Here is a 20,926-nt window from a genome sequence, read left to right on the forward strand (position 1 = left end):
CTCAGAATCCGCCCCGCCCCGCCCCGAACCGGATCACGGCACCACGGATTCCACGCTGTCCGAGCGCCCGGACAGCCCCTGCATCGGCATTTGCTCGACGCTGTTCGACGAGATCTGCCAGGGCTGCGGCCGCACCGCGGCCGAGGTCAGCAACTGGGTGTTCTTCAGCGAAGAGGAAAAGCAGGTGGTCTGGGAGCGCATTACGCGCGAAGGCACGGGGAAGCGGTTCCGCCAGGGCTGACGCGGCGGCGCTCAGCCGCCCGCCAGCCGCCGCTCCATATCTTCGATTTCGCGCCGTTCCACGCGCTGCCGCGCAAGCTTGCGCCAGTTCTCGGCCAGCGGTGCCAGCTCTGACATTTCCGCGAGCGCGGCATAGTCCAGCCGGTCGACATACAGTACCTGCAGCAGGCGCTGCAGCGACCATCGCGGACAGGGGCGCGCCACCAGTTCCAGCGTATCGCCCGCCGCCACGTCGCCAGTCTCCAGTACACGGTAGTACCAGCCAGTGCGCAGGCTTTGCTGCACGGCGCGCGACATGCCTGCATAGCCGAATCGATGATTGAGCTTCCAGCACGGCTGTCGTGCCTGCGACACCTCCACCAGCGCCGTGCCCAGGCGGAAGCGGTCGCCGATGCAGACGGAGGCCTCGGTCAGCCCGGTGGTGCTCAGGTTCTCGCCGAAGGCCCCCGCAACGTCGAGCACACCGTTGCCTTGCGCGCCCTGCGCAGCCAGTTCCTCGCGCCACGCCGGGTAATGATCGAAGGCGTAGTGGTGCAGCGCCTTTTCCGGACCACCGTGATGGCGCGGATCGCCCTGCCCGTCGCCTTCGAGTCCAAGCGCGGTCACGCGAATCCGCTCGCCAGCCGCGGTCTTGGCGATGCCGCTGGGCACGCCCTTTGGCCCGAACGGGCGTACCTGCCCCGTCAATACGGCGCCGATCGCCGCGCGCACGGGCAATGCCGGCTGGCTCATAGCCCGGCTTCCTCCAGCCAGCGCGCGAACATGCGCTCGCCCGCGGCCGCCACCGTGGCACCGACTTCCGCAGTACGCGCGCGGATGGTGCGCGGATCGATGCCGGCCTTGGCCAGCTCGACGGTATGGCCGATCAGCCAGGCCTCGATATCGCGCGGCATGACCTCGGGGTGGAATTGCAGCGCCAGCACCTGGTTGCCGATGGCATAGGCCTGGTTCTGTACCGCGGCAGTGGACGCCAGCAGTTGCGCGCCGGGCGGAAGGTCGAAGGTATCGCCATGCCAGTGCAGCACCTCCCAGTGGGCGGCAGCCAGTTCTGCCAGCGCGGAATCCTGCCCCGCTGGCGTAGGCGCAATCGGCGCCCAGCCGATCTCGCGCGTGCCCGCGTAGACGCGCGCGCCGGCAGCACGCGCGATCAGCTGCGCGCCCAGGCAAACCCCGATCATCTTGCCGCCAGCCGCCAGGCGTTGGCGGATCAGAGCGATCTCGGCCTCCAGCCAGGGATAGGCATCGGTTTCATAGACACCGATGGGGCCGCCCAGGATCAGCAGCAGGTCGGCCGGATTGTCCGCGACGGGTGCCAGGTCATCGACGCCGGCCTGGAACACCTGCAACGCGTGCCCGCGCGCGCGCAAGGCATTGCCGATCACGCCCGCATGCTCGAATGCGACGTGCTGGATCACATGGGTGGTACGCGTTGCCATCGGGGACTCCTGCCGGTCGAAAGGGGTTCCCATGGTAGCGTCAATTGCTGCGCCCCGCGAAGACCATGGCTGGATCTCGCGTATTTGCGAGCACTCTCAGCACGGCATGTCGTAATCTGCGCTATTTGGTCGCAGCCGGCACCAGGATCAGCGCATCTGGCGCATCCTGCTGCGGCAGCGATGGCACGGGCGGGATCGTCACGTACTCGACCGCGGCCCATTTGCCGGCCCAGTCGCGGTAGCGCGGCAACAGCGCGTTGCCTGACTGCCCGGTGGAGTCCATGAACCGCGACGCCTCCAGGTCCGCCAGGTCATATAGCGCACGCACGCTGGCCGCGTGGGTGTTCTCGAACGGCGCCTTGTCGTCGCGCAGGTTGTGGCGGCCGACATTGACCGTATAGGTATCGCCGCCGGTCGGCACGCGCAGGTTGAACAGCGGCGACAGGTACGCCACCTTGCCGAAGGGCTTGTGCTCGGAGCGGGCCGTGTGCGCCTCGCCCCAGCGCCAGCGGGCGGCGTCGTCGCCGTAGCGGCGCGACAGGTCCGCCATGGCCCGGGTCCAGGCGTCCGCGATGGCGTCGTCGCAGGTCTCTGCCGCGCGCGTATGCTGCCGGTCGCACCAGAACGCGCCCAGCGTGCGCGGATCGCGCAGGATGTTGAGCATGGGCTGCTGCACGTTACGCTGGTCCCACAGGCGGACAAAGATCGCCTCACCCGCCTTCTCTTCGAACAGCCGCCGCGACAACTCGCGCAGCCAGGCGGTGACGACCAGCGGCTCGGCGCGCCCCGGGTCCATGTTTCCGTCCCACTTGCGCAGCGCTTCCAGCAAGGCGCGTTCGCGCTCGGGCCGCGCCGCATCGCGGCTGACGGGCGCGGCCAGCAGCAGCGGCAAGGCATCGCGCACGGCCAGCGAGACCACGTCTTTCTGGATTGCCGCAAAGCTGTCGAAGCTGTGCCTGGGCGTGGCCGCCAGCAGCGCCTTGATCCGGTCAAAGCGATACGGCACGGTCCATTCGCTGGTGATGAAGTACGGGTAGTCCGGTGCGACGATGCGCTGGTTGGCCGTCACGATCACGCCGTCGGCCGGGTTGTAGCGGTGCGGTAGTGCCTCGAACGGAATAAAGCCGGTCCAGTCGTAGCGCTCATCCCAGCCGGGCGCCGGCGCCAGCCCCTTGAGGTCGTTGTCGGCCCGGCGCAGCGGCACGCGTCCGGGTGCATAGAAGCCGATATTGCCGTCGACATCGGCATAGACAATGTTCTGCTGCGGCGAATGGAAGTCGCGCAGCGCCGCCGTGAAGCCGGCCCAGTCGCGCGCCTCGTTCATGCGCAGCCCCGCCTGGAAGGTGCGGTCGTCCGGGCGCAGCGCGGTCCACTGGAAGGCCACCACATACTGTGCGCCCAGCGGTCCCGCGGCAGCCGAAAGCGGCTCGGCCACATCGGAAATCACCGGGCCGTGGCGCGTGGCGCGGACCTTCAGCACCACGTCCGGGGCGCCCTTGACGCGGATGGTCTCGGTGCGGGTCTCGAATGCGGCCCAGCCGTCCGGGGTCTGATACTGGGTGTCGTTGCCGGGGCGCAGCCGTTCGATATACAGGTCCTGCACGTCGGGCGCGGTATTGGTCAGCCCCCAGGCGATGCGGTCGTTGTGCCCCAGCACCACCAGCGGCATGCCGGGCAGCGTGGCGCCGGTCACGTCCAGGCCGGGCGCCGTCATCCTGGCGAAATACCACAGCGCGGGCGCCTGCAGCCCCAGGTGCGGGTCATTGGCCAGCATCGGCTTGCCCGATTGCGTATGCGCGCCCGACACCACCCAGTTGTTCGAGCCCATGCCCTCGACATAACCCGGCGGCGCCTTGTCGCCGACGCTGGCCATGGCATTCGCCAGCGGTGCCAGTTGCTGGTACAGATGGCCGTAATCCATGGTGCGCACCGGCTGCTCGCCCGGATACGGCGCCAGCAACTCGCTGATGCGGGCCACCGGCAGCACTTGCGCCAGCCGCATGCGCAGGGTTTCCTGGGTCCAGTTGCCGCCCAGGTCCCAGGCCATCATGGTCTGCCAGCCCAGCGTATCGGCCGGCTCCCAGCGCTCGGGCTGCGCGCGCAGCAGCAGGAATTCAGGCGGCAGCGGGCCCTTGCGATGGTCGATCCAGGCATTGACGCCGTCGGCATAGGCCTGCAGCGCGGCACGGGTCTCGGGCGAGGCCTGCGCCAGGATGGCCTCGGCATTGCGGCGCACGCCCAGCGTGCGCAGGAACTTGTCGGTATCGAGCGCGGACGGTCCCAGGATCTCCGCAAGCCGGCCTGCCACGACGCGCTTGTTCATCTGCATCTGCCACAGCCGGTCCTGTGCATGGACGTAGCCCAGCGCGAACCAGGCGTCCGCCTTGCTGGCGGCGCGGATATGCGGCACGCCATGGCCGTCGCGCACGACCGTGACCTGGCCGCGCAAACCCGCCAGCGCTTCCTGGCCGGATGCAGGCGGCTGCGCCGCATGGCGATACCAGACCAGGGCCGCGGCAGCGCCGGCCACCGCCAGCACCAGCAGCCCCGCCACAAACCTGGTCAGCCGACCAAACCAGCGCATCGTTGCTCCCCCAATGACTCTCGTTATGTTGTGCGTGTTTTCCGCACATTATCCGCACGAAAAAATGCCCGGGCCAGCCGGGCATTTCCCATATTGCATCAACGCCGCTCAGCGCCGCATCAGGCCGCCGGCTTCTTCAGCTGCAGCGACTTGTACTCCAGGAATTCCTCCAGGCCGTACTTGCCCGCTTCGCGTCCGTTGCCGGACTGCTTGTAGCCGCCAAACGGCGCCTGCATATTGAACGGGCCGCCGTTGATATCGACCTGTCCGGTGCGGATGCGGCGCGCCACGCGGATCGCGCGTGCCTCGTCACCGGACCAGACCCCGCCGCCCAGGCCATAGATGCTGTCATTGGCGATGCGCACCGCGTCTTCCTCGGTGTCATAGCAGATGATCGACAGCACCGGCCCGAAGATCTCTTCCTGCGCCACGGTGGCACGCGGCTCCACGTTGCCGAGCACGGTCGGCTTGACGAAGAAGCCCTTGTCCAGCCCTTCCGGGGTGTCCGGACCGCCAGCTACCAGCTCGGCACCCTCTTCCAGGCCCCGGCGGATATAGCCGGTCACGCGGTCCTTCTGCACCGCGGAGATCAGCGGTCCCAGCTTGCTGGCTTCCTGCAGCGGATCGCCCACGGTAAAGCCCTCGACCACCTTCTGCGCGATCGCCTTCACTTCATCGTAACGGGCCCGCGGCACCAGCATGCGGGTATGCGCCGAACAGGTCTGGCCGGAATTCAGGAAGCAGGCATTGATGGTGCCCTTTACCGCCGACGGCAAGTCGGCGTCGTCCAGGATCACCGAAGCGGACTTGCCGCCCAGCTCCAGCGCCACGCGCTTGACGGTCTGCGAGGCCAGTTCCGACACGCGCTTGCCGGCGCGGGTCGAACCCGTGAACGACACCATGTCGACTTCCGGGTGGCTGGCCAGCACCTCGCCCACCACCGGGCCATAGCCGGTCACCAGGTTGAACACGCCCGGCGGCAGGCCGGCGGCCTCGATCACCTCGGCCAGCACGAAGGCATTGAGCGGCGCCACCTCGGAGGGCTTGAGCACGACGGTGCAGCCGGCGGCCAGGGCCGGCGCCACTTTGAGCGTGATCTGGTTGAGCGGGTAGTTCCACGGGGTGATGGCACCCACCACGCCCACGGGCTCGCGCACCACCAGGGAGTTGCCGACCTCTTCCTCGAAGCGGAAACCGTCCAGCAGCTTGGCGGCCTGGCCCCAGTTGTAGACCGGCCCGCCCACCTGGATCGCGCGCGCCAGCTTGATCGGCATGCCGACTTCGCCGGCGATCAGCTGGGCCAGCTCTTCGCTGCGCGCCTTCAGGCCTTCGGCGATCTTGGCGATATAGCCGGCACGCACCGCCGGCGGCGTGGCCGACCAGCTGTCGAAGGCCGCGCGGGCCGCCTGGATGGCATCCTCGGCGTCGCGCGCCGAGCCTTCGGGGATGGTGCCCATCACCGCCTCGGTGGCGGAATGGATGACGTCGATCGTGCCGTTGCCGTGGGGAGCGACCCACTTGCCGTTAATAAAGAGTTTGTCTCGTTGTTGCATGGCCACAGTTCTCGGTTTGGTGAATTGGCGATTGCAATTTTTTGTTACTTTTATGGTGCACGCACATTGTAGAGCGGATTCGGGACTATGTTTTTGCGCCGCGGAAAGCCGCGCATACCGCTCCGGGCAAGAAGGTGGCGATAATCGGCCGCACCACCTGACAGGGACTCTAGCCAAAGGCGGTCGGACATAACAAGGGGTGAGACATGGTCGATCCGATCTACCGCAAGACGGATGCGGGACAGGACGAGATCCGGACGCGTGCACGCAAGCTTGACCACAAGCTGCGCGCGCTGCTGCTGATGGTCAACGGCGAGCGCCGCGGGCAGGAATTGCTGGCGCAGGTGGCCGGCATGGGGGTGGCACCCGAGGCCATCGACACACTGGTGGCACAAGGGCTGGTCGAAGCCGTCCCGGAGCCGGCACGGCCGCCCGCTGCGGTGGCACCGGCACAGGCACCGGCGCGGGTCACGCCTGCCGCCGACACCAATATGTTCTCCGTGTATGCAATGCGGCACGCACGCGCCCCCGAGGTGCCCGAGACGCCGCAACCGACCGATACCGCGGCCCCTTCGCCCGCCGACATCGCGGCCTTCGAGAGCCTGTATCACTTCTATACCGACGTGATCGGGCAGCATCTCGGCCTGCGCGGCTACATGCTGCAGGTGAAGGTCGAAAGGGCCACCGACCTGCCCGCCCTGCTGGCGCTGCGCGAACCGCTGCATGCGGCACTGCTCAAGGCCAAGGGCGACATCACCGCGCGTGCCATCACGAGCCAGCTCGACCAGATCACAGATCGCATCGCCGCCGGCTGAGATTCCGGCGCACCAATGAAAAAGGCCGCCCGGAGGCGGCCTTCTCTCATCGTCAACGTCCCGACGCTCAGCCGTCGATACCCTGCGACTGCAGGTACTCGTCATACGTACCCAGGTAGTCCGTCAGCGTGCCGTCGGTGCGCACTTCGATCACGCGCGTCGCCAGCCCGCTGATCAGCTCGCGGTCGTGCGAAACGAAGATCAGCGTGCCCGTGAACTTGTCCAGCGCGATCTGCAGCGATTCGATCGACTCCATGTCCATGTGGTTGGTCGGCTCGTCCATGGCCAGCACGTTGTGGCGGCCCAGCATCAGCTTGCCCCAGATCATGCGGCCCTTCTCGCCGCCGGACAGCACCTTGACCGACTTCCTGATGTCGTCGGCCGAGAACAGCAGGCGGCCCAGCGTGCCGCGCAGCGAGGTCTCGTCGTCGCCGGCCTGCGTCCACTGGCTCATCCAGTCCATCACGTCGCGGTTGTCCGGGAATTCCTCGTAGGTATCCTGCGGCATGTAGCCGACGTTGGCGTTCTCGGCCCACTTGACCGTGCCGCGGTCCACTTCCACGCCGCGCTGCACGCCGGTCTGCACCGCGCCGTTGAGCAGGCTGCGCAGCAGCGTGGTCTTGCCCGCGCCGTTCTCGCCGATGATCGCCACGCGCTCGCCGGCCTGAATCGCCAGCGACAGGCCGTCGATGATCTTGCGGTCGTAGGTCTTGGTGATGTTCTCCACTTCCACGGCCAGGTTGTGCAGCTTCTTCTCGAACTCGAAGCGGATGAACGGGTTCTGGCGCGACGACGGCTTGATGTCGTCGACCTTGATTTTCTCGATCTGCTTGGCGCGCGAGGTGGCCTGGCGGGCCTTGGACTTGTTGGCCGAGAAGCGGCGCACGAAGTCCTGCAGCTCGCTGATGCGCTCCTTGGCGCGCGCGTTGGCGGCAACCTGGCGCTCGCGGGCCTGCATCGACGCTTCCATGTAGTCGTCGTAGTTGCCCGGGTAGACCTTGAGCGTGCCGTAGTCCATGTCGGCCATGTGGGTGCAGACCGAGTTCAGGAAGTGGCGATCGTGGGAAATGATGATCATGGTGGAGTTGCGCTCGTTGAGCACGGTCTCCAGCCAGCGGATCGTGTTGATGTCCAGGTTGTTGGTCGGCTCGTCCAGCAGCAGCACGTCCGGGTTCGAGAACAGTGCCTGCGCCAGCAGCACGCGCAGCTTCCAGCCGGGGGCGACGTCGCTCATCGTGCCCTGGTGCTGGCTGGTGGGGATGCCCACGCCCAGCAGCAGTTCGCCGGCACGGGCCTCGGCGGTGTAGCCGTCGTATTCGGCGTACTTGGCCTCCAGCTCGGCGGCCTTCATGTAGTCTTCGTCGGTCGCTTCCGGGTTGGCGTAGATGGCGTCGCGCTCCTGCGCGGCGGCCCACATCTCGGTGTGGCCCATCATCACCACGTCCAGCACGCGCATGTCTTCATAGGCGAACTGGTCCTGGCGCAGCTTGCCCAGACGCACGCCCGGCTCCAGCATGACGTTGCCCGACGACGGTTCCAGGTCGCCGCCCAGGATCTTCATGAAGGTGGACTTGCCGCAACCGTTCGCGCCGATCAGGCCGTAGCGGTTGCCCTCGCCGAATTTGACCGAGATATTCTCGAACAACGGCTTGGGGCCGAACTGCATGGTGATGTTTGCGGTAGAAAGCACGTCTTGAACCTTGTCTGGAGATTGTGGCGCCGCGGCGCTGGCCGCGGCTTGCCGGTTTTGCACACGAGGCGCACCCCATGCCGCTCAGGGACGGGCCTTGCCGGAGATGCATCGCGCTGGCCCGGAGTCATCCGGCGGCCATGGCTGGCGATGCGGCACGGGCCGCGCCCGGTTCATGCGAGAACCCGGCAGGAAGTCAGGAAATAACCGCACATTCTATCATCCGGACGCATTCCTTGCACCCGGATGCGCGGCATCGGACGATGCGGCCGGTCAGGCCAGTGGCGGCAGCACCGGATAGCCGGAAAACGCCATGCTGAAGCCATCCGCACGTGCGGCCAGCCGCACCTGGGCGCCGACCGGCAGCGTCAGCTTGCGCGCGCAGTGGCCGAACGGCAGCCCGGTCAGCACCGGCACCGGCAACTGGTCGCGCAGGTAGGCCACCACTGCGTCCATGTCGTAGCCGTTGTCGTAGTCGGTGACGCGGTAATTGGAGAAATCGCCCAGCACGATGGCGCGCTGCGCGCCCAGCACGCCGGCCTGCTGCAGCTGGATCAGCATGCGCTCCACCCGGTACGGTGGCTCGTTGATGTCTTCCAGGAACAGCACCCCGCCCTCCACCTGCGGCATGAAAGGCGTGCCCAGCAGGCTGCACAGCATGGCCAGGTTGCCGCCCCAGAGCGTGCCTTCCACGCTGCCTGAGAACGGTTGTCCGCCCGACTGCGGCGCCGCGACATCGACGCTGTACGCCGGGTTGCGCAGGATGCCTTCGAAATGCTCCCACATGAAGGGATCCACCACCTCGGCACCAAAATCCGCCAGCAGCATCGGCCCCGCAAAGGTGACGGCACCCGTCGCCGCCAGGCAGGCCAGCTGGAACGCGGTGAAGTCGCTGTGGCCGACGATGGGCGTGCCGCTGGCGCTGGCCTGCGCGGCGATGCGGGCAAAGTCGACTTGCGCCAGCAGCCGCGCGATGCCATAGCCGCCGCGCACCGCCAGCGTCAGCTCGTGCGGCGCGCCGGTGCCGATGGCGTGCAGGTCGGCCAGCCGCTCCGCATCCGTGCCGCCAAAGCGCAGGTAGCGCCGCGCCAGCACGTCGGGGTTGGTCATGTGGTAGCCATGATGCTTGAGCCAGGCACAGCCGCGCGCGGCAATGGCGACGTCGTGCGGATACCCGGACGAGGCGATCAGTCGGACTTCGGTATGCGGCGGCCTGCTGTTCGGCGTGCTCATGCTTCGGTGTCGTTATTCTTGTCGGGATCGGTGACAGGCGCGGCGGCGTCCTGCTGTGCGGCCTTCTGCGCGGCTTTCTGCGCCCGGCGGCGCGCGCCGAAGAAATCCTTCAGCATCTGGCCGCAGGTGTCGGCCAGCACCCCGCCGGCAATGGTGGTCTGGTGGTTGAGCTGCGCCTGCTCGAACAGGTTGAGCACGCTGCCGGCGGCGCCGGTCTTGGGGTCGGCTGCACCGAACACCACGTGGCGCAGCCGCGCGTGCAGGATCGCGCCGCTGCACATGACGCACGGTTCCAGCGTCACGTACAGCTCGCACTCGGGCATGCGGTAGTTGCCGATCACCTGGGCGGCGGCGCGCAGCGCCTGCATCTCGGCATGGGCGGACGGGTCCACCGAGCGGATCGGCAGGTTGTGGCCGCGCGCGATGATGGTGTCGTTCCAGACCACCACCGCGCCCACCGGCACTTCGCCAGCGGCTTCGGCCAGGCGGGCTTCTTCCAGCGCGGCGCGCATGTAACGCGCGTCGCGCTCGGCAGCCTCGGCCGGGTCTTCAGGCAGGGCGCGCAGCGCGCGCAACGGCAGCGGTGGCGTCTCTGGCATCGTCCCCGCTCAGTCCTGCGCCGGCAGCACCGCGGGCGCGCTCACTTCCGCCCAGCAGTTGGGCGTTTCGAACAGCACCAGCCTGGTCAGCTGCAGGTGGTGGCCGAAGCAGTCCTTGAACACCGGCGCCAGGATGTCGAAGGCAACCTGGGCCAGGTTCTCGACCGTCGGGATCGCGTCCAGCACCACGGTCTTGTGCCCTTCCATCGATTGCAGGAAGTTCAGCAGCGCGGTGTCACCACGGTAGATCAGGAAGGCATGGTCCCACTTGTTGACCAGGTGCTCGTTGGCGAGCGCCTTGATGTCGCCGAAGTCCAGGATCATGCCGTCATCCGACGCGCCCTCGCGGTGCAGGACCTCGCCCGACAGCGTCAGGTCCAGCCGGTAGCGGTGTCCGTGGATATTGCGGCACTGGCCGCAGTGGTTCGGGATGCGGTGGCCGGAGTCGAACTCCAGCCGGCGGGTAATGGAAACTTGTTTGCTCATGTGTACCGGCGCCGGTGCCGGCCGCCTGCGTTGGAACGGACACTGCGCGCGCGTCCGAAGCCTGTATTGTGTACGTTTTGCCGCCCGTTGGGCGACCTGTCGATACCGTGGATGCCGCGCCGCTCAGCGGATGCCGAGCAGCTTGTGAGTCTGCAGCGACAGCCGCCAGCGCGGATGGCGCTGGCAGAACGCCACCGCGGCGGCGGTATTTTCCCTCGCCAGCGGGCCATCCATGGCCTGCACCAGGAAATGGCGGAAATCAAGCTGCTCGTATGCGGCAAAGTCCTGGCCCTCCTGCGGGATCACGACTTTGAGCTCGTCACCACGCGTGACCACCAGTTCCGAGCCCATCTTGGGGCTGACGCAGACCCAGTCGATGCCCGGCGGCACGGCGATGGTGCCGTTGGTTTCGATCGCAATCTCGAAGCCCTGCGCATGCAGCGCGTCGATCAGCGGCGCGTCCAGTTGCAGCAGCGGCTCGCCCCCGGTGCAGACCACCAGCGGCTGGCCGCCGGCGCCCTGCGGCCATTCCGACGCGACCACCCCGGCCAGTTCCTCGGCCGTGCGGTACTTGCCGCCGCGCGTGCCATCGGTGCCGACGAAATCCGTATCGCAGAACTGGCACACCGCGCTGGCGCGGTCTTCTTCGCGGCCGCTCCACAGGTTGCAGCCGGCAAAGCGGCAGAACACCGCGGCGCGGCCGGCGTTGGCGCCTTCGCCCTGCAGCGTATAGAAGATTTCCTTGACGGCGTAAGTCATGCGTGGGGGGTCTCTCTGGGACCGTTTGGGGACCGTTAACGGGCATTCGGCCGCCCTTGGGCTGGCCGGGGTTTCAACAGGTATTGGGCAAAGGCCGGATAACAAGTATCACGGATCTGGGCTCGGGCTCCCGGATCGGCGCCGCATGGCTGGCAGCGCGGGCGGTGTGCACCGGGTTTTCCGTGCATGGCTCCGGGCACTGCCGGAGGAACCGCCTGTGGCCTGTCGCAGGCTGCGTCCGGCCGGTCCGGACGTAATGCAAGTATACCAGAGGGGTCAGGGTTTCCGCTTAGAGGCTGGCGGGATGCGGTCCCGGCCGTCGGCCAGGCGCGCGGCAAATATCTCCTGCAGATCACCCGGTTTTGCTGCAAAGGGCCGCCATCGGCGCCCCGGTGCTGAACGCGCTGACCGGCGGCTGCCGCCCAAGCTGCTGTTCGACAATGAAAAAGCCGGGATCCGCGCCCGGCTTTTTCCTACTGGCCCCGCTCGGCTTCTTACTTCAGCCCCAGGTAGTCGCGCTTGCCAATCTGCACGCCCTTGTGGCGCAGGATGTCATAGGCCGTGGTCACGTGAAAATAGAAGTTGGGCAGCGCAAAACCCAGCAGGTAGGACTTGCCGTCGAATGTCATCGGCCCCTGGCGCAGCTTCAGCTCGATCGCGCGCTGCTCGCTGCCTTCCAGCTGCTCAGGCGTGATCTGCTCCAGGAACCCGATGGTGCGGGCGACGCGGTCCCGCAGTTCGGCAAAGGTGGTTTCGGTATCGGCGAACGAAGGCACCTCGATGCCTGCCAGCCGCGCGGCGCAGCCCTTGGCGGCGTCGCTGGCGCGCTGCACCTGTGCCGGCAGCGCATCCATGTCGGCGATCAGGCGGGTCTGGATCAGGTCGGCCGGGTCCATGCCCTGCGCCTGGGCGTGGGCCGCGCCCTTGTCCAGGATCGCGGCGAGATTGCCGAGCGCGCGGATGAACAAGGGAATCGAGACTTCGTACATCGAGAGTGCCATGGGGTCTCCTGTGCAGGCCTTGGTTGGAAATTCCTGTGGTCGGGGGCCGTCGGGCCGCACCGCTGCCGCGAGCATAGACCGGATCGGCATTTGCTGCCGGATTACCCCTGCGCGCACGCGGCAGGCGGCTGGATGTCGCGTAGCACTTTACCGATCGAGGCCAGGAAGCGGCGCCCCGCCAATGGCAGCGGCGCCAGGCCGGAATGGGTCGCGCAGATTTCCAGGCCGACCGCGGGCAACACCGGCCGCACCGCCAGCGCCGCGCGCATGGCCGGCGTCACGCTCCACGCATCCACCAGCGCCAGCCCCAGGCCCTGCTGCACAAAGGCGCATGCCGTGACCGGCGAATGCACCTCGATGGCGGGGGCGCCGCTGTCGCTGTCGCCGAAGAAGCCGGCCAGCGCACGGCCCAGCGGCGTGTCGGGCGGATAGCCGATCCACGCGCTGCCGGCAACATCCTCCGGCGTCACCACCTCGCGGCCTGCGAGCGGATGGTCCGGCGGCAACACGCACAGCATCGGCTGGCGCCCGAGCAGCGTGGACGACAGCGTCGGATGCCCCGCCGGCACCATCGACACGCCGACATCGGCCCGACCGCTCAGGAAAATGCCGACCAGTTCGTCGAAGGTGACGCTGCGGTAGTCGACGCGCGTGGGCACGCCGCAGCCAGGTCGTTGACGCGCTGTACGCCGCTATAGACCTGCTCGACCTCGGCAAACAGGCGCCGCGCTTCCGGCGTCGGCAACAGCTTGCCGCACGCGCGCTCGAACAAGGGGTAGCCGAGCCGGCTTTCGGTCAGCGCCAGCACCCGGTTGACCGCGGGCTGCGACACATGCAGCATGCGTCCGGCACCACTGATGTCGCCTTTATCCCGTACAACGGCGGCCCCGCCGCGCTGCAGGACCTGAAGGGCGGCCGGCTCGACTTCATGTTCAGCAATACCTCCGAGGCCATGCCGCTGATCCGCGGCGGCAAGGTGCGGCCGCTGGCCGTCAGCAGCCTGAAACGCCTTGCGCTGCTGCCCGAGGTGCCGACGCTCGACGAGTCCGGGCTGAAGGGCTACGAGACCGTGGCCTGGGGCGGTGTGGTCGCGCCGCGCGGCACGCCGGCGCCGGTGGTCGACAGGATCAACGCCGCGCTGCAAGCTGCGCTGCAGGCGCCGGACGTGCGCAAGGGCCTGGCCGCGCTGGGCGCCGAGCCTGCCGGCGGCTCGCCCGCGCAGTTCCGGCAGCTGATCGATGCCGAGACCGCCAAGTGGCGTGCCCCGATTACGTCGGCCCATATCGAGCAGCTGGACTGAACCATGCCCGCGCAACCAGACATTGCCAGAGGGAAGACCTGAGGGCCTGCGGGAAAGATGGCGTGCCCGCAACGGGCAACCGGCGACCGGCAACCTGAATTAACATATCCGGTCATCGTCCCCGCTATCTTGCGGCCTTGTGGCCGCGCCCCACATGAACGCGCCGTTCCCTCTTCGCACGGAATGCCCGCCCGGCGCCTGTATCTGCGGGCGCGAGGCCTTGCTGAGTGACCCCAACGCCGACCTGCGCGTGCTGCGGCTCACCCGGGCCGAGGAAAAGCGGCTGGTCGAACGGCTTGAGCGCCTGACCAGCCTGGCTGAATTGCAGCGCATGGAAAGCCTGATGCAGACCCAGCTGGGCATCGTGCTCACCATCACCCCCAGCGCGCGCGGCGTGCGCACGGTACGCGGCATCAGCATCCAGGTGCAGGAGCAGCCCGGCCTGTGCCGCAAGATCCGCCAGTCGATCCCAGCCGCCATCCGCCGCAGCATGGAAGAGCATCCCGAGATCGCCTATGCGATCGTGGATGCGCATGACCTGCTGGGCGGCATCTGACCAGGCCCGCGGAGCCGTTCAGGCGTTGCTGTCCGCAAGGCGCATCGCGTGTTCGCGGATATCCGCCGGCCATGCCTCGAGCCGCTGCGCAAAGCCCGCCACATCGCCCGCGAACAAGGCCCGCGTGGCTTCCTCGAAGCCGGGCAAATCTCCCGCCATCGCCACCATGAAGTGGTAGGCCCGTTCGCTGGCGCGGCGGCTGCGGTCCTTGTCCGCGTGGTCCCGGCGCGCCTGCTCGACCAGCTTGCGCAGGGCCACCGATGCCCCGCCTGGCTGGGCGGCCAGCCATTGCCAATGGCGCGGCAGCAGCGTCACCTCGCGCGACACCACGCCAAGCTTCGGGCGCCCGCGGCCCCGGGGCTCGGCCACGTCCGCTGCTTCGTCGTTGTCGCCGGCTGGCTGCCGCACGGATTCGAGCTGCGCGGCGCGCTCTGCCGTGCGCTCAAGTACGGCGGCCTCCGTCCCGCTCGTATCCAGGTCGATCGAGCGCCCGGTGCCGTCGTCGAAAACCAGCACGGGTCCGCCCGCGCCGGCTTCCAGCGCACGCTTGAGCGCCAGCGCATTGGCTTGCAGCGGGCCCGTGGCGATACGCCGGTGGCCGTCGAAGGTGGTGTAGCTGTGAAGCGTTGCGTTGGTCATGCGGATGCCCCTGGGAGACGATTTCCGAATATTACCCGGATAAAATACGATGTCAATATCATCCGGGTATAAATAGACCGCCTACCAGGGTTCCAGCTTCCACCCGTCCGGCGTTGCCGCCAGGCGATGGGTCAGCCCCAGGCTGCCCATGAACACATCGTCGTGGGACACCACCACCAATGCGCCCTGATAGCCGCGCAGCATCGTCTCCACCGCCTGCACGGACGGCAGGTCCAGGTGGTTGCCGGGTTCATCGAACAACAACAGCTGTGCCGGCGGATCGGCATACAAGGTACAAGCCAGCGCGGCCTTCAGGCGCTCGCCGCCGCTGAGCAGGCCGCTGGGCGCGGTGGCCTTCTGCGCATCGAGATCCAGCAGCGCCAGCCGCGTGCGCAATGCCGCCTCCCCGGCGGTGTGGTTGGCGGCCAGCATCTGTTCGATGGTTGAGCGCTGCGGCAGCAGGCCGGCCAGTTGCTGGTCGAGATAGGCGCGCTCGGCATGCACCGCGCAGCGGCCGGCAAGCGGCTGCAACTGGCCGGCCAGCAGCCTGAGCAAGGTGGATTTGCCGCAGCCATTGGGGCCGACGACGCCCACGCGCTGCTGGCCCGTCAGCATCAGGCTGATGCGGCGCGTGGCGGCCGGCACGAACGGCAGGTCGACCTCGTCCAGTTCAGCCACGCGGCGTTGCGCGGCCTGACTGACAGGCAACGCGAGCAATACGATCGCGGCATCGTCCTCCACCTGTTGCGCGGCGTCGCGCACGCGCGCATCGAGCGCTTCGCGCGTGGCGGCCTGCTGCAGGCGCAGCCTGCCCGCCGAGGCCTGGCTGCGCTCCTTCTGCCGGCCCAGCAGGATGCTGGCCTGGTTGGCATCGCGCGCCTGCCGGTTGCCACGGGCCTGCCGCCGCTCCTGGCGCTCACGCTGCGCACGCAGCGACTGCTCTTCCCGCTTGCGTTCGAGCTTGCGCTGATCCAGCTGCTGCAAGGCGTTCTCGCGCTCCTGCGCCTTGCATTGCGCATAGAACGAATAGCCGCCGCCATAACTGCGCAGTCCGAGCGACGACAGCTCGACGATGCGCGCCATGCCCTCAAGCAACTGCCGGTCATGGCTGACCACCAGCAGGCCGCGCTGCCAGCGTTGCAGTTGCGCGATCAGCGCCAGCCGGTTCGGCCGGTCCAGATGATTGCTGGGTTCGTCGAGGATCAGGAAATCGGCATCCGACAGCAACGCACCGATCAGTGCCACGCGCATGGCTTCGCCGCCGCTCAGGGTGCTCGCCGGGGTGTGCGCCTGGAGGTGGCCCAGGCCATTGCGCTCCAGCTCCTGCCGCAACCGTTGCGGCATGTTCCAGTGCTCGCCGACGTCATCGAAGTCTTGCGCCGCGGCGCTGCCGGCCTCGATGCGCTGCAGCGCATCCAGCATCGATTGCACGCCAGCCAGCCCGGCCACCGACGTCTGCACGGCATGCGCGGCCTGCTGGGACAGGTAATGCACGCTGCCCGACCGCACGCAACGCCCCGCGGAGGGCTCCAGCTCCCCGCCCAGGATGCGCGCCAGCACGGACTTGCCGATACCGTTGCGCCCGACCAGGCCGGTGGGACGATCGTCGAATTGCTCGGACAGTTCAGAGAAGAGCGTCCGGCCGTCGGGCAGGACGTAGGAAACGCTTTCCAGCGTCAGCTTGGGATTTGACATGCGGGATTCCAGGGATGCCAGGAACTCCCCCTGCTTGGGGGCGGTGGAGACTGGCCGTCATGCCGACGGCGGCATCAATGGCGCATGGTATGAATCCTCCGCGGATGGGGTTTGAATCGGCGAGGCATGGGCACGCATGCCTGAGCACACCGCCCCGCCCTACTCTCTGACTCGATCCAGATTATAAGTTCACCGGATCGGTAGCCAGCAGGTGATTGGTGAACGCCGCCTTGGTCTCGCACCGCCACGTCGCCCACAGCTTGCAGCCGTTCGGGTTGTCCGTGCCCCGGTCCAACTCGATCGCAAGCCAGTTCCTGGCCGGCATCACGTACCGGTTGGATCCGGGGAAGAGCATCATTTCCGCGGACAGGTTGACATCAAGCGCCTGCTTCGACTGAGCGACGTTGTTCAGCACATGGAAGAACAGACGCTCCATGACCCCGACCAGCGAGGGATGCACCACGGCAGTACTGGTCAGCTGCTGTATCTGCGCCCAGTTGTCCTTCGGCCCCACATCTTTCCTGCAGGCGACACCCCAGGCCGCGACATGGACATCGCCAGAGATGATCGTGACCCGCAGCTGCTTCTGGCTGGCGGTCTTGAGCAAGGTCTCCACCAGGCGCTTCCTCTCGCCCTCGTGGTCGTCGTGGGTCCAGTGGTCCTTGAGGTCATCGGCACTGCTGTCGAGCACATGATCCTGGCCAAAGTTGTCCAGGAAGGCTTCGGCCAGCGACAGCTTGGGATGCACCACGGGCACGGAAGACATCAGCAGCAGATGCTGGCAATTGATGCCGCCGGGGCTGGCGGCATCGCCCGACTCGATCCCCGACAGCCACCGCTGCAGTGCGCCCCAGGTACCGGGTCCAAGCACCTGTTCCTGGGATCGTTCGGTCCTCAGGTCGGCAACGATCACGCTGACTGGGCCAGCCGAATGCGCGAACGTGAACCCCGGCTGCTCGTCCAGCAACGGCAGCGCAAGCTTGTCGCCGGACAGCACCTGAGACCACTTGACCGGTTCGAACAATGGATCGTCAGACCGGACCCTGACGTCAGTGCGCGGCACCAGGTCGGGAAGCTGCTCGACAGCATGCTGCATCTGGAACACCCAGAAGGCCCGGCGCGCATGGAAGAACAGCCGCTGGAACAACGGACTGCGCTGCATCTCGGAGCTATAGGAACCCCAGCCGTCGAAGATGTCATGGTCATCCCACATCATCACCGTGGGGATCCGTGCCATGGCCTGGGCAGCATCGAGCGGCTTGTCTGCGCTACCCCACCCTGACCTTGCATGAGGCAGCCAGCGCTCGCTGTAGTGCTTGAAATAGTAGTCCTCGATTTCCTTCTCGAGGTCAGCGTCCACCGGGTACTGCAGCTGCTCCTCGCGCGTCAACCCGATCCAGCGCTTCAGCAGCTTGAGGTCTTCCCAGATCGAATCGAAGTAGATCTGGTCGCCGCCCATCAGCATCAGATGGAAGCGCTGGTTGCCCTGGTCATGGGTACGCGCCTCGTGCCAGAGCTGCTCCTTGTCCAGCTCATAGCCTGCCGGACGGATGTCCTTGTCGTGGTTGCACAGCAAGTCCGCCCAAACCGCATTCTCAGCCTTGACCAGCTTGCGCATGCCGCTCGGGTCGGAGAATCCGTTGCACGAAACATAGGCCATGCGCGGCGCGTAGCCCTTGCCGGGCACGGTAAAGTGCCACGCTTCCCCGACACCTTCGATGCTGTACGGTACCCGCCGTTCGTTCTTGCGCAGCTTGCAGGACAAGTCGTAGCGCAGATAGGTGTGGCCCGCATGCTGCAGCAGGATCACCGGCTTGCCGGCCTTGCGGCCCTCCACGGTGACCGGAGGAACCCTGGCTTGATCTTCGATGCCGATGAGCGCCGTCACCTTCCATGAGCCATCCGTTCCGAGGCCACGAAACGACAGCACGGGTCCGAGCAGTAGCTTGCTCATTGCGATGGTCTCCCTTTGGTCACCATTTGTTGTTCGGCCGCGGGCTGCGCTGGCGCGATCGCCGCACAAAGCCTGGCGCCGCAATGGGACGCCGGCCCTGCCGGGGACATAAGGTGAACGAAGAGAGAATGCGCGTCAAGCGCCACCTGCTGATTACGCAAGGGTCGACGCTTCAGACACCCCGCCCTGTGAGCCGCGCCAACGTCTGTTCCAGCTCGCGACGATCCGCCTGCCGCTTGGCGGCCGAACGCTGGGCCAGGTTATGCAAGTTGCGCCGTACGCCCGGCAACTCACCTGCGTGAGGAAGCCCGATGAGCCCGAAATCCGCCATGTCAGCCACCATGGCCAAAGTCAAGCAGCACCTTGCAGCATTTGCCCGGATTGCCCTCGGCCAGTGCAAACGCGCCGGCAACATCGCGAAAATCGACGTGGTGCGTGATAATTTTCCCGGGATTGACCAGGCCTTTCGCGATCCAGTCAATCACCGTCGGGAACATCGCGCAGTTGAGCCGCGAGGCATACAGCGTCAATTCCTTCCTGGTGAGTTCCTGCTGCGGGATCGCCGATGGCGTCGGCGAAAAGCCCAATACCCCGATACGCCCGGCCGGTGCCGCAATACGCACGGCCTCCTCCAGGATGGCCGGATGGCATACGGCATCGAAGATCAGTGTCGGACCGCCTTCCACGCCTCGCGCCGCCAGCGCCTGTTCGAGGGGCTCGCGCGCGGTGTTGATGACTTCGTCCTCTCCCGCACCGCATTGCCGCGCTAGCGCCAGGCGCTCGTCGAGGTGATCCGTGATGAAGGCGCGGATGCCATGGACGCGCTTGAGTACCTGCATCAGGTTGAGCCCGACCGGCCCCGCGCCATAGATCAATGCCACATCCTGCGCAAGCACGCCGGTGCGGTGCGTGACATTGGCAGCCACGGCAAACGGCTCGATCACCGAAGCGCTGGCTTCGGGCATGCCGTCCGGAATCACATAGGCATTGCCGGCCGGCACGCAGGCGTACTCGCTGAAGCCTCCGTCGCGATGCACCCCGATCACCTGGAGCCGGCTGCACACGTTCTGGCGGCCGATCCGGCATGCGTGGCATTGTCCGCAACTGATGACCGGATCCGCCACCACGCGCTGGCCGATGCGCGACGCATCCACCCCGGCACCCACGGCATCGATGGTGCCGACGAACTCGTGGCCGATGACGCGCGGATACGCCACGAACGGATTGTGACCGCGGAAGATATGCAGGTCGGAACCGCAGATGCCGGCATAGCGCACGCGTACGCGCACCTCGCCGGCAGCGGGCTCCGGCATTGGCCGCTCGCATACGGCCATGCTGTTGGGTTCTTCGACAACAATGCTAAGCATCGGAAACTCCGGCTACCAGTGCCACATCGCGCCATCCGCCAGCCGCGCAACCGGCAGATAGGCACGTTCGTAGGGATACTTTGCGGCCAGTGCTTCGTCGATATCGACACCAAGGCCCGGCACCTCGTCCATGACCAGGTAGCCGTCTTCAAAGCGGTAGTTGTGGGGAAAGACCGCATCAGTCAGTTCGCTGTGCGGCATCAGTTCCTGGATGCCGAAGTTGGGCGCCCACAGCCCGAAGTTGACCGCGGCCGCCATGCACACCGGCGACAGGTCGGTCGCCCCATGGAACCCAGTACGCACCTGGTACATGGCCGCAAAATCCGCGATGCGCCGCACATGGGTGATGCCGCCCGCGTGCACGATGGTGGCGCGGATGTAGTCGACCAGTTGCTCGCTGATCAGCGTCTTGCAGTCCCAGACCGAGTTGAAGACTTCCCCCACGGCCAGCGGCGTGGTGGTGTGCTGGCGGATCAGCCGGAACGCCTCCTGGTTCTCTGCCGGCGTGGCGTCTTCCAGCCAGAACAGGCTGAAGGGCTCTAGCGCCTTGCCGAGCCGCGCGGCCTCGATCGGCGTCAGGCGATGGTGGGCGTCGTGCAGCAGGTGGGGCCCGAAACCCACGGCGTCGCGCACCTTGCGGAACAGTTCAGGCGTATGGCGCAGGTAGAGCGAAGTATCCCAGGGCTCTTCCGACGGCAGGCCTTTCTCGGCGGGCTCATAATGCCCGCCACCCTTGCCCACGCCATACACCTTGCCCAGGCCGGGCACGCCGGACTGCACGCGGATGGCCTTGTAGCCCTGCTCCACATGACGCTGCACGGCCTCCACGGCCTCGGCGTGGTCGCGCCCGTTGGCATGGCCATACACCATCAGCCCCCACCGGCTTCTGCCGCCCAGCAACTGGTACACCGGCATGCCGGCCAGCTTGCCCTTGATATCCCACAAGGCCATGTCGATGGCTGCGATGGCGGTCATCGTGACCGGGCCGGGGGGGGGGGGGGGGGGGGGGGGGGGGGGGG

General features: G+C 67.1%; 18 protein-coding genes and 2 pseudogenes. 4 read left to right on the forward strand and 16 right to left on the reverse strand.

From position 1 onward, the window contains the following. Positions 1-55 precede the first annotated feature (55 nt). Entirely contained in the window at positions 56-241 is a 186-nt protein-coding gene (locus AC3WRR_RS27715; protein ID WP_492298691.1) for a DUF1289 domain-containing protein, read from the forward strand. Between the two features lie 11 nt (positions 242-252). Here AC3WRR_RS27715 and AC3WRR_RS27720 read toward each other — a convergent pair whose 3' ends face one another. The 4 genes from AC3WRR_RS27720 to AC3WRR_RS27735 all read right to left on the reverse strand — a co-directional run bounded on the left by AC3WRR_RS27720 (position 253) and on the right by AC3WRR_RS27735 (position 5,813). Beyond that, positions 253-972, reverse strand: a complete 720-nt coding sequence (locus AC3WRR_RS27720; protein WP_010809531.1) for an MOSC domain-containing protein — start codon at positions 970-972, stop codon at positions 253-255. After that, positions 969-1,676 carry a glutamine amidotransferase gene (locus tag AC3WRR_RS27725; protein WP_058698639.1) on the reverse strand — a complete coding sequence of 236 codons (708 nt, stop codon included), beginning with the start codon at positions 1,674-1,676 and terminating at the stop codon, positions 969-971. Before AC3WRR_RS27725 ends, AC3WRR_RS27720 begins: the two co-directional genes overlap by 4 nt. 121 nt (positions 1,677-1,797) lie before the next feature. After that, positions 1,798-4,260 (reverse strand): penicillin acylase family protein, encoded by a 2,463-nt coding sequence (locus AC3WRR_RS27730; protein WP_058698640.1) that lies wholly within the window; start codon positions 4,258-4,260, stop codon positions 1,798-1,800. Between the two features lie 119 nt (positions 4,261-4,379). Continuing rightward, positions 4,380-5,813, reverse strand: coding sequence for an aldehyde dehydrogenase family protein (locus AC3WRR_RS27735; RefSeq protein ID WP_010809534.1), 1,434 nt, complete (start codon positions 5,811-5,813; stop codon positions 4,380-4,382). Positions 5,814-6,019: 206 nt separating this feature from the next. Between AC3WRR_RS27735 and AC3WRR_RS27740 the strand changes: the two genes are divergently transcribed. Then, positions 6,020-6,628, forward strand: coding sequence for a hypothetical protein (locus AC3WRR_RS27740; protein WP_010809535.1), 609 nt, complete (start codon positions 6,020-6,022; stop codon positions 6,626-6,628). 67 nt (positions 6,629-6,695) lie between these two features. Here AC3WRR_RS27740 and AC3WRR_RS27745 read toward each other — a convergent pair whose 3' ends face one another. From AC3WRR_RS27745 to AC3WRR_RS27775, 7 genes and pseudogenes are all read right to left on the reverse strand, one after another. After that, positions 6,696-8,318: an ABC-F family ATPase gene (locus tag AC3WRR_RS27745; protein ID WP_010809536.1), complete on the reverse strand. Its 1,623-nt coding sequence runs from the start codon at positions 8,316-8,318 to the stop codon at positions 6,696-6,698. A gap of 273 nt (positions 8,319-8,591) precedes the next feature. Next, positions 8,592-9,551 carry a muramoyltetrapeptide carboxypeptidase gene (gene ldcA / locus AC3WRR_RS27750; RefSeq protein WP_010809537.1) on the reverse strand — a complete coding sequence of 320 codons (960 nt, stop codon included), beginning with the start codon at positions 9,549-9,551 and terminating at the stop codon, positions 8,592-8,594. Continuing rightward, entirely contained in the window at positions 9,548-10,150 is a 603-nt protein-coding gene (gene tadA, locus AC3WRR_RS27755; RefSeq protein ID WP_010809538.1) for a tRNA adenosine(34) deaminase TadA, read from the reverse strand. The genes ldcA and tadA overlap by 4 nt, the downstream gene beginning before the upstream one ends. Before the next feature lie 9 nt (positions 10,151-10,159). Further along, the gene (locus AC3WRR_RS27760; protein WP_010809539.1) at positions 10,160-10,636 is read right to left on the reverse strand and encodes a 6-pyruvoyl trahydropterin synthase family protein; all 477 of its coding nucleotides are present in this window, start codon (positions 10,634-10,636) and stop codon (positions 10,160-10,162) included. 123 nt (positions 10,637-10,759) lie between these two features. Further along, positions 10,760-11,395, reverse strand: coding sequence for a 7-carboxy-7-deazaguanine synthase (queE, locus tag AC3WRR_RS27765; protein WP_058698641.1), 636 nt, complete (start codon positions 11,393-11,395; stop codon positions 10,760-10,762). A 494-nt stretch (positions 11,396-11,889) separates the two neighbouring features. Continuing rightward, a complete protein-coding gene (locus tag AC3WRR_RS27770) occupies positions 11,890-12,396 on the reverse strand; it encodes a DUF1993 domain-containing protein (protein WP_010809541.1) in 507 nt (168 codons plus the stop codon). 101 nt (positions 12,397-12,497) lie between these two features. Continuing rightward, positions 12,498-13,297, reverse strand: a pseudogene (locus AC3WRR_RS27775) (LysR family transcriptional regulator). Here AC3WRR_RS27775 and AC3WRR_RS27780 point away from each other — a divergent pair. Both AC3WRR_RS27780 and AC3WRR_RS27785 read left to right on the forward strand, forming a co-directional pair. Further along, positions 13,253-13,696, forward strand: a pseudogene (locus tag AC3WRR_RS27780) (Bug family tripartite tricarboxylate transporter substrate binding protein); the annotation flags it as partial. The pseudogenes AC3WRR_RS27775 and AC3WRR_RS27780 overlap by 45 nt on opposite strands. A gap of 154 nt (positions 13,697-13,850) precedes the next feature. Then, positions 13,851-14,252: a hypothetical protein gene (locus AC3WRR_RS27785; RefSeq protein ID WP_010809543.1), complete on the forward strand. Its 402-nt coding sequence runs from the start codon at positions 13,851-13,853 to the stop codon at positions 14,250-14,252. An 18-nt stretch (positions 14,253-14,270) separates the two neighbouring features. Here the strand turns inward: AC3WRR_RS27785 and AC3WRR_RS27790 are convergent, their stop codons facing one another. The 5 genes from AC3WRR_RS27790 to manD all read right to left on the reverse strand — a co-directional run. After that, positions 14,271-14,891, reverse strand: coding sequence for a DUF2239 family protein (locus AC3WRR_RS27790; RefSeq protein ID WP_010809544.1), 621 nt, complete (start codon positions 14,889-14,891; stop codon positions 14,271-14,273). Between the two features lie 81 nt (positions 14,892-14,972). After that, positions 14,973-16,586, reverse strand: coding sequence for an ABC-F family ATP-binding cassette domain-containing protein (locus tag AC3WRR_RS27795; protein ID WP_492298658.1), 1,614 nt, complete (start codon positions 16,584-16,586; stop codon positions 14,973-14,975). A 181-nt stretch (positions 16,587-16,767) separates the two neighbouring features. After that, positions 16,768-18,546, reverse strand: a complete 1,779-nt coding sequence (locus AC3WRR_RS27800; protein ID WP_439669032.1) for an alkaline phosphatase D family protein — start codon at positions 18,544-18,546, stop codon at positions 16,768-16,770. A 326-nt stretch (positions 18,547-18,872) separates the two neighbouring features. After that, positions 18,873-19,907 carry a Zn-dependent oxidoreductase gene (locus AC3WRR_RS27805; RefSeq protein WP_492298660.1) on the reverse strand — a complete coding sequence of 345 codons (1,035 nt, stop codon included), beginning with the start codon at positions 19,905-19,907 and terminating at the stop codon, positions 18,873-18,875. Positions 19,908-19,919: 12 nt separating this feature from the next. Beyond that, positions 19,920-20,926 (reverse strand): D-mannonate dehydratase ManD (gene manD / locus AC3WRR_RS27810; protein WP_492298662.1); only part of this gene is annotated, 1,007 nt, incomplete at its 5' end.

The organism is Cupriavidus sp. FW305-3-2-15-C-LB2, assembly GCF_058787575.1.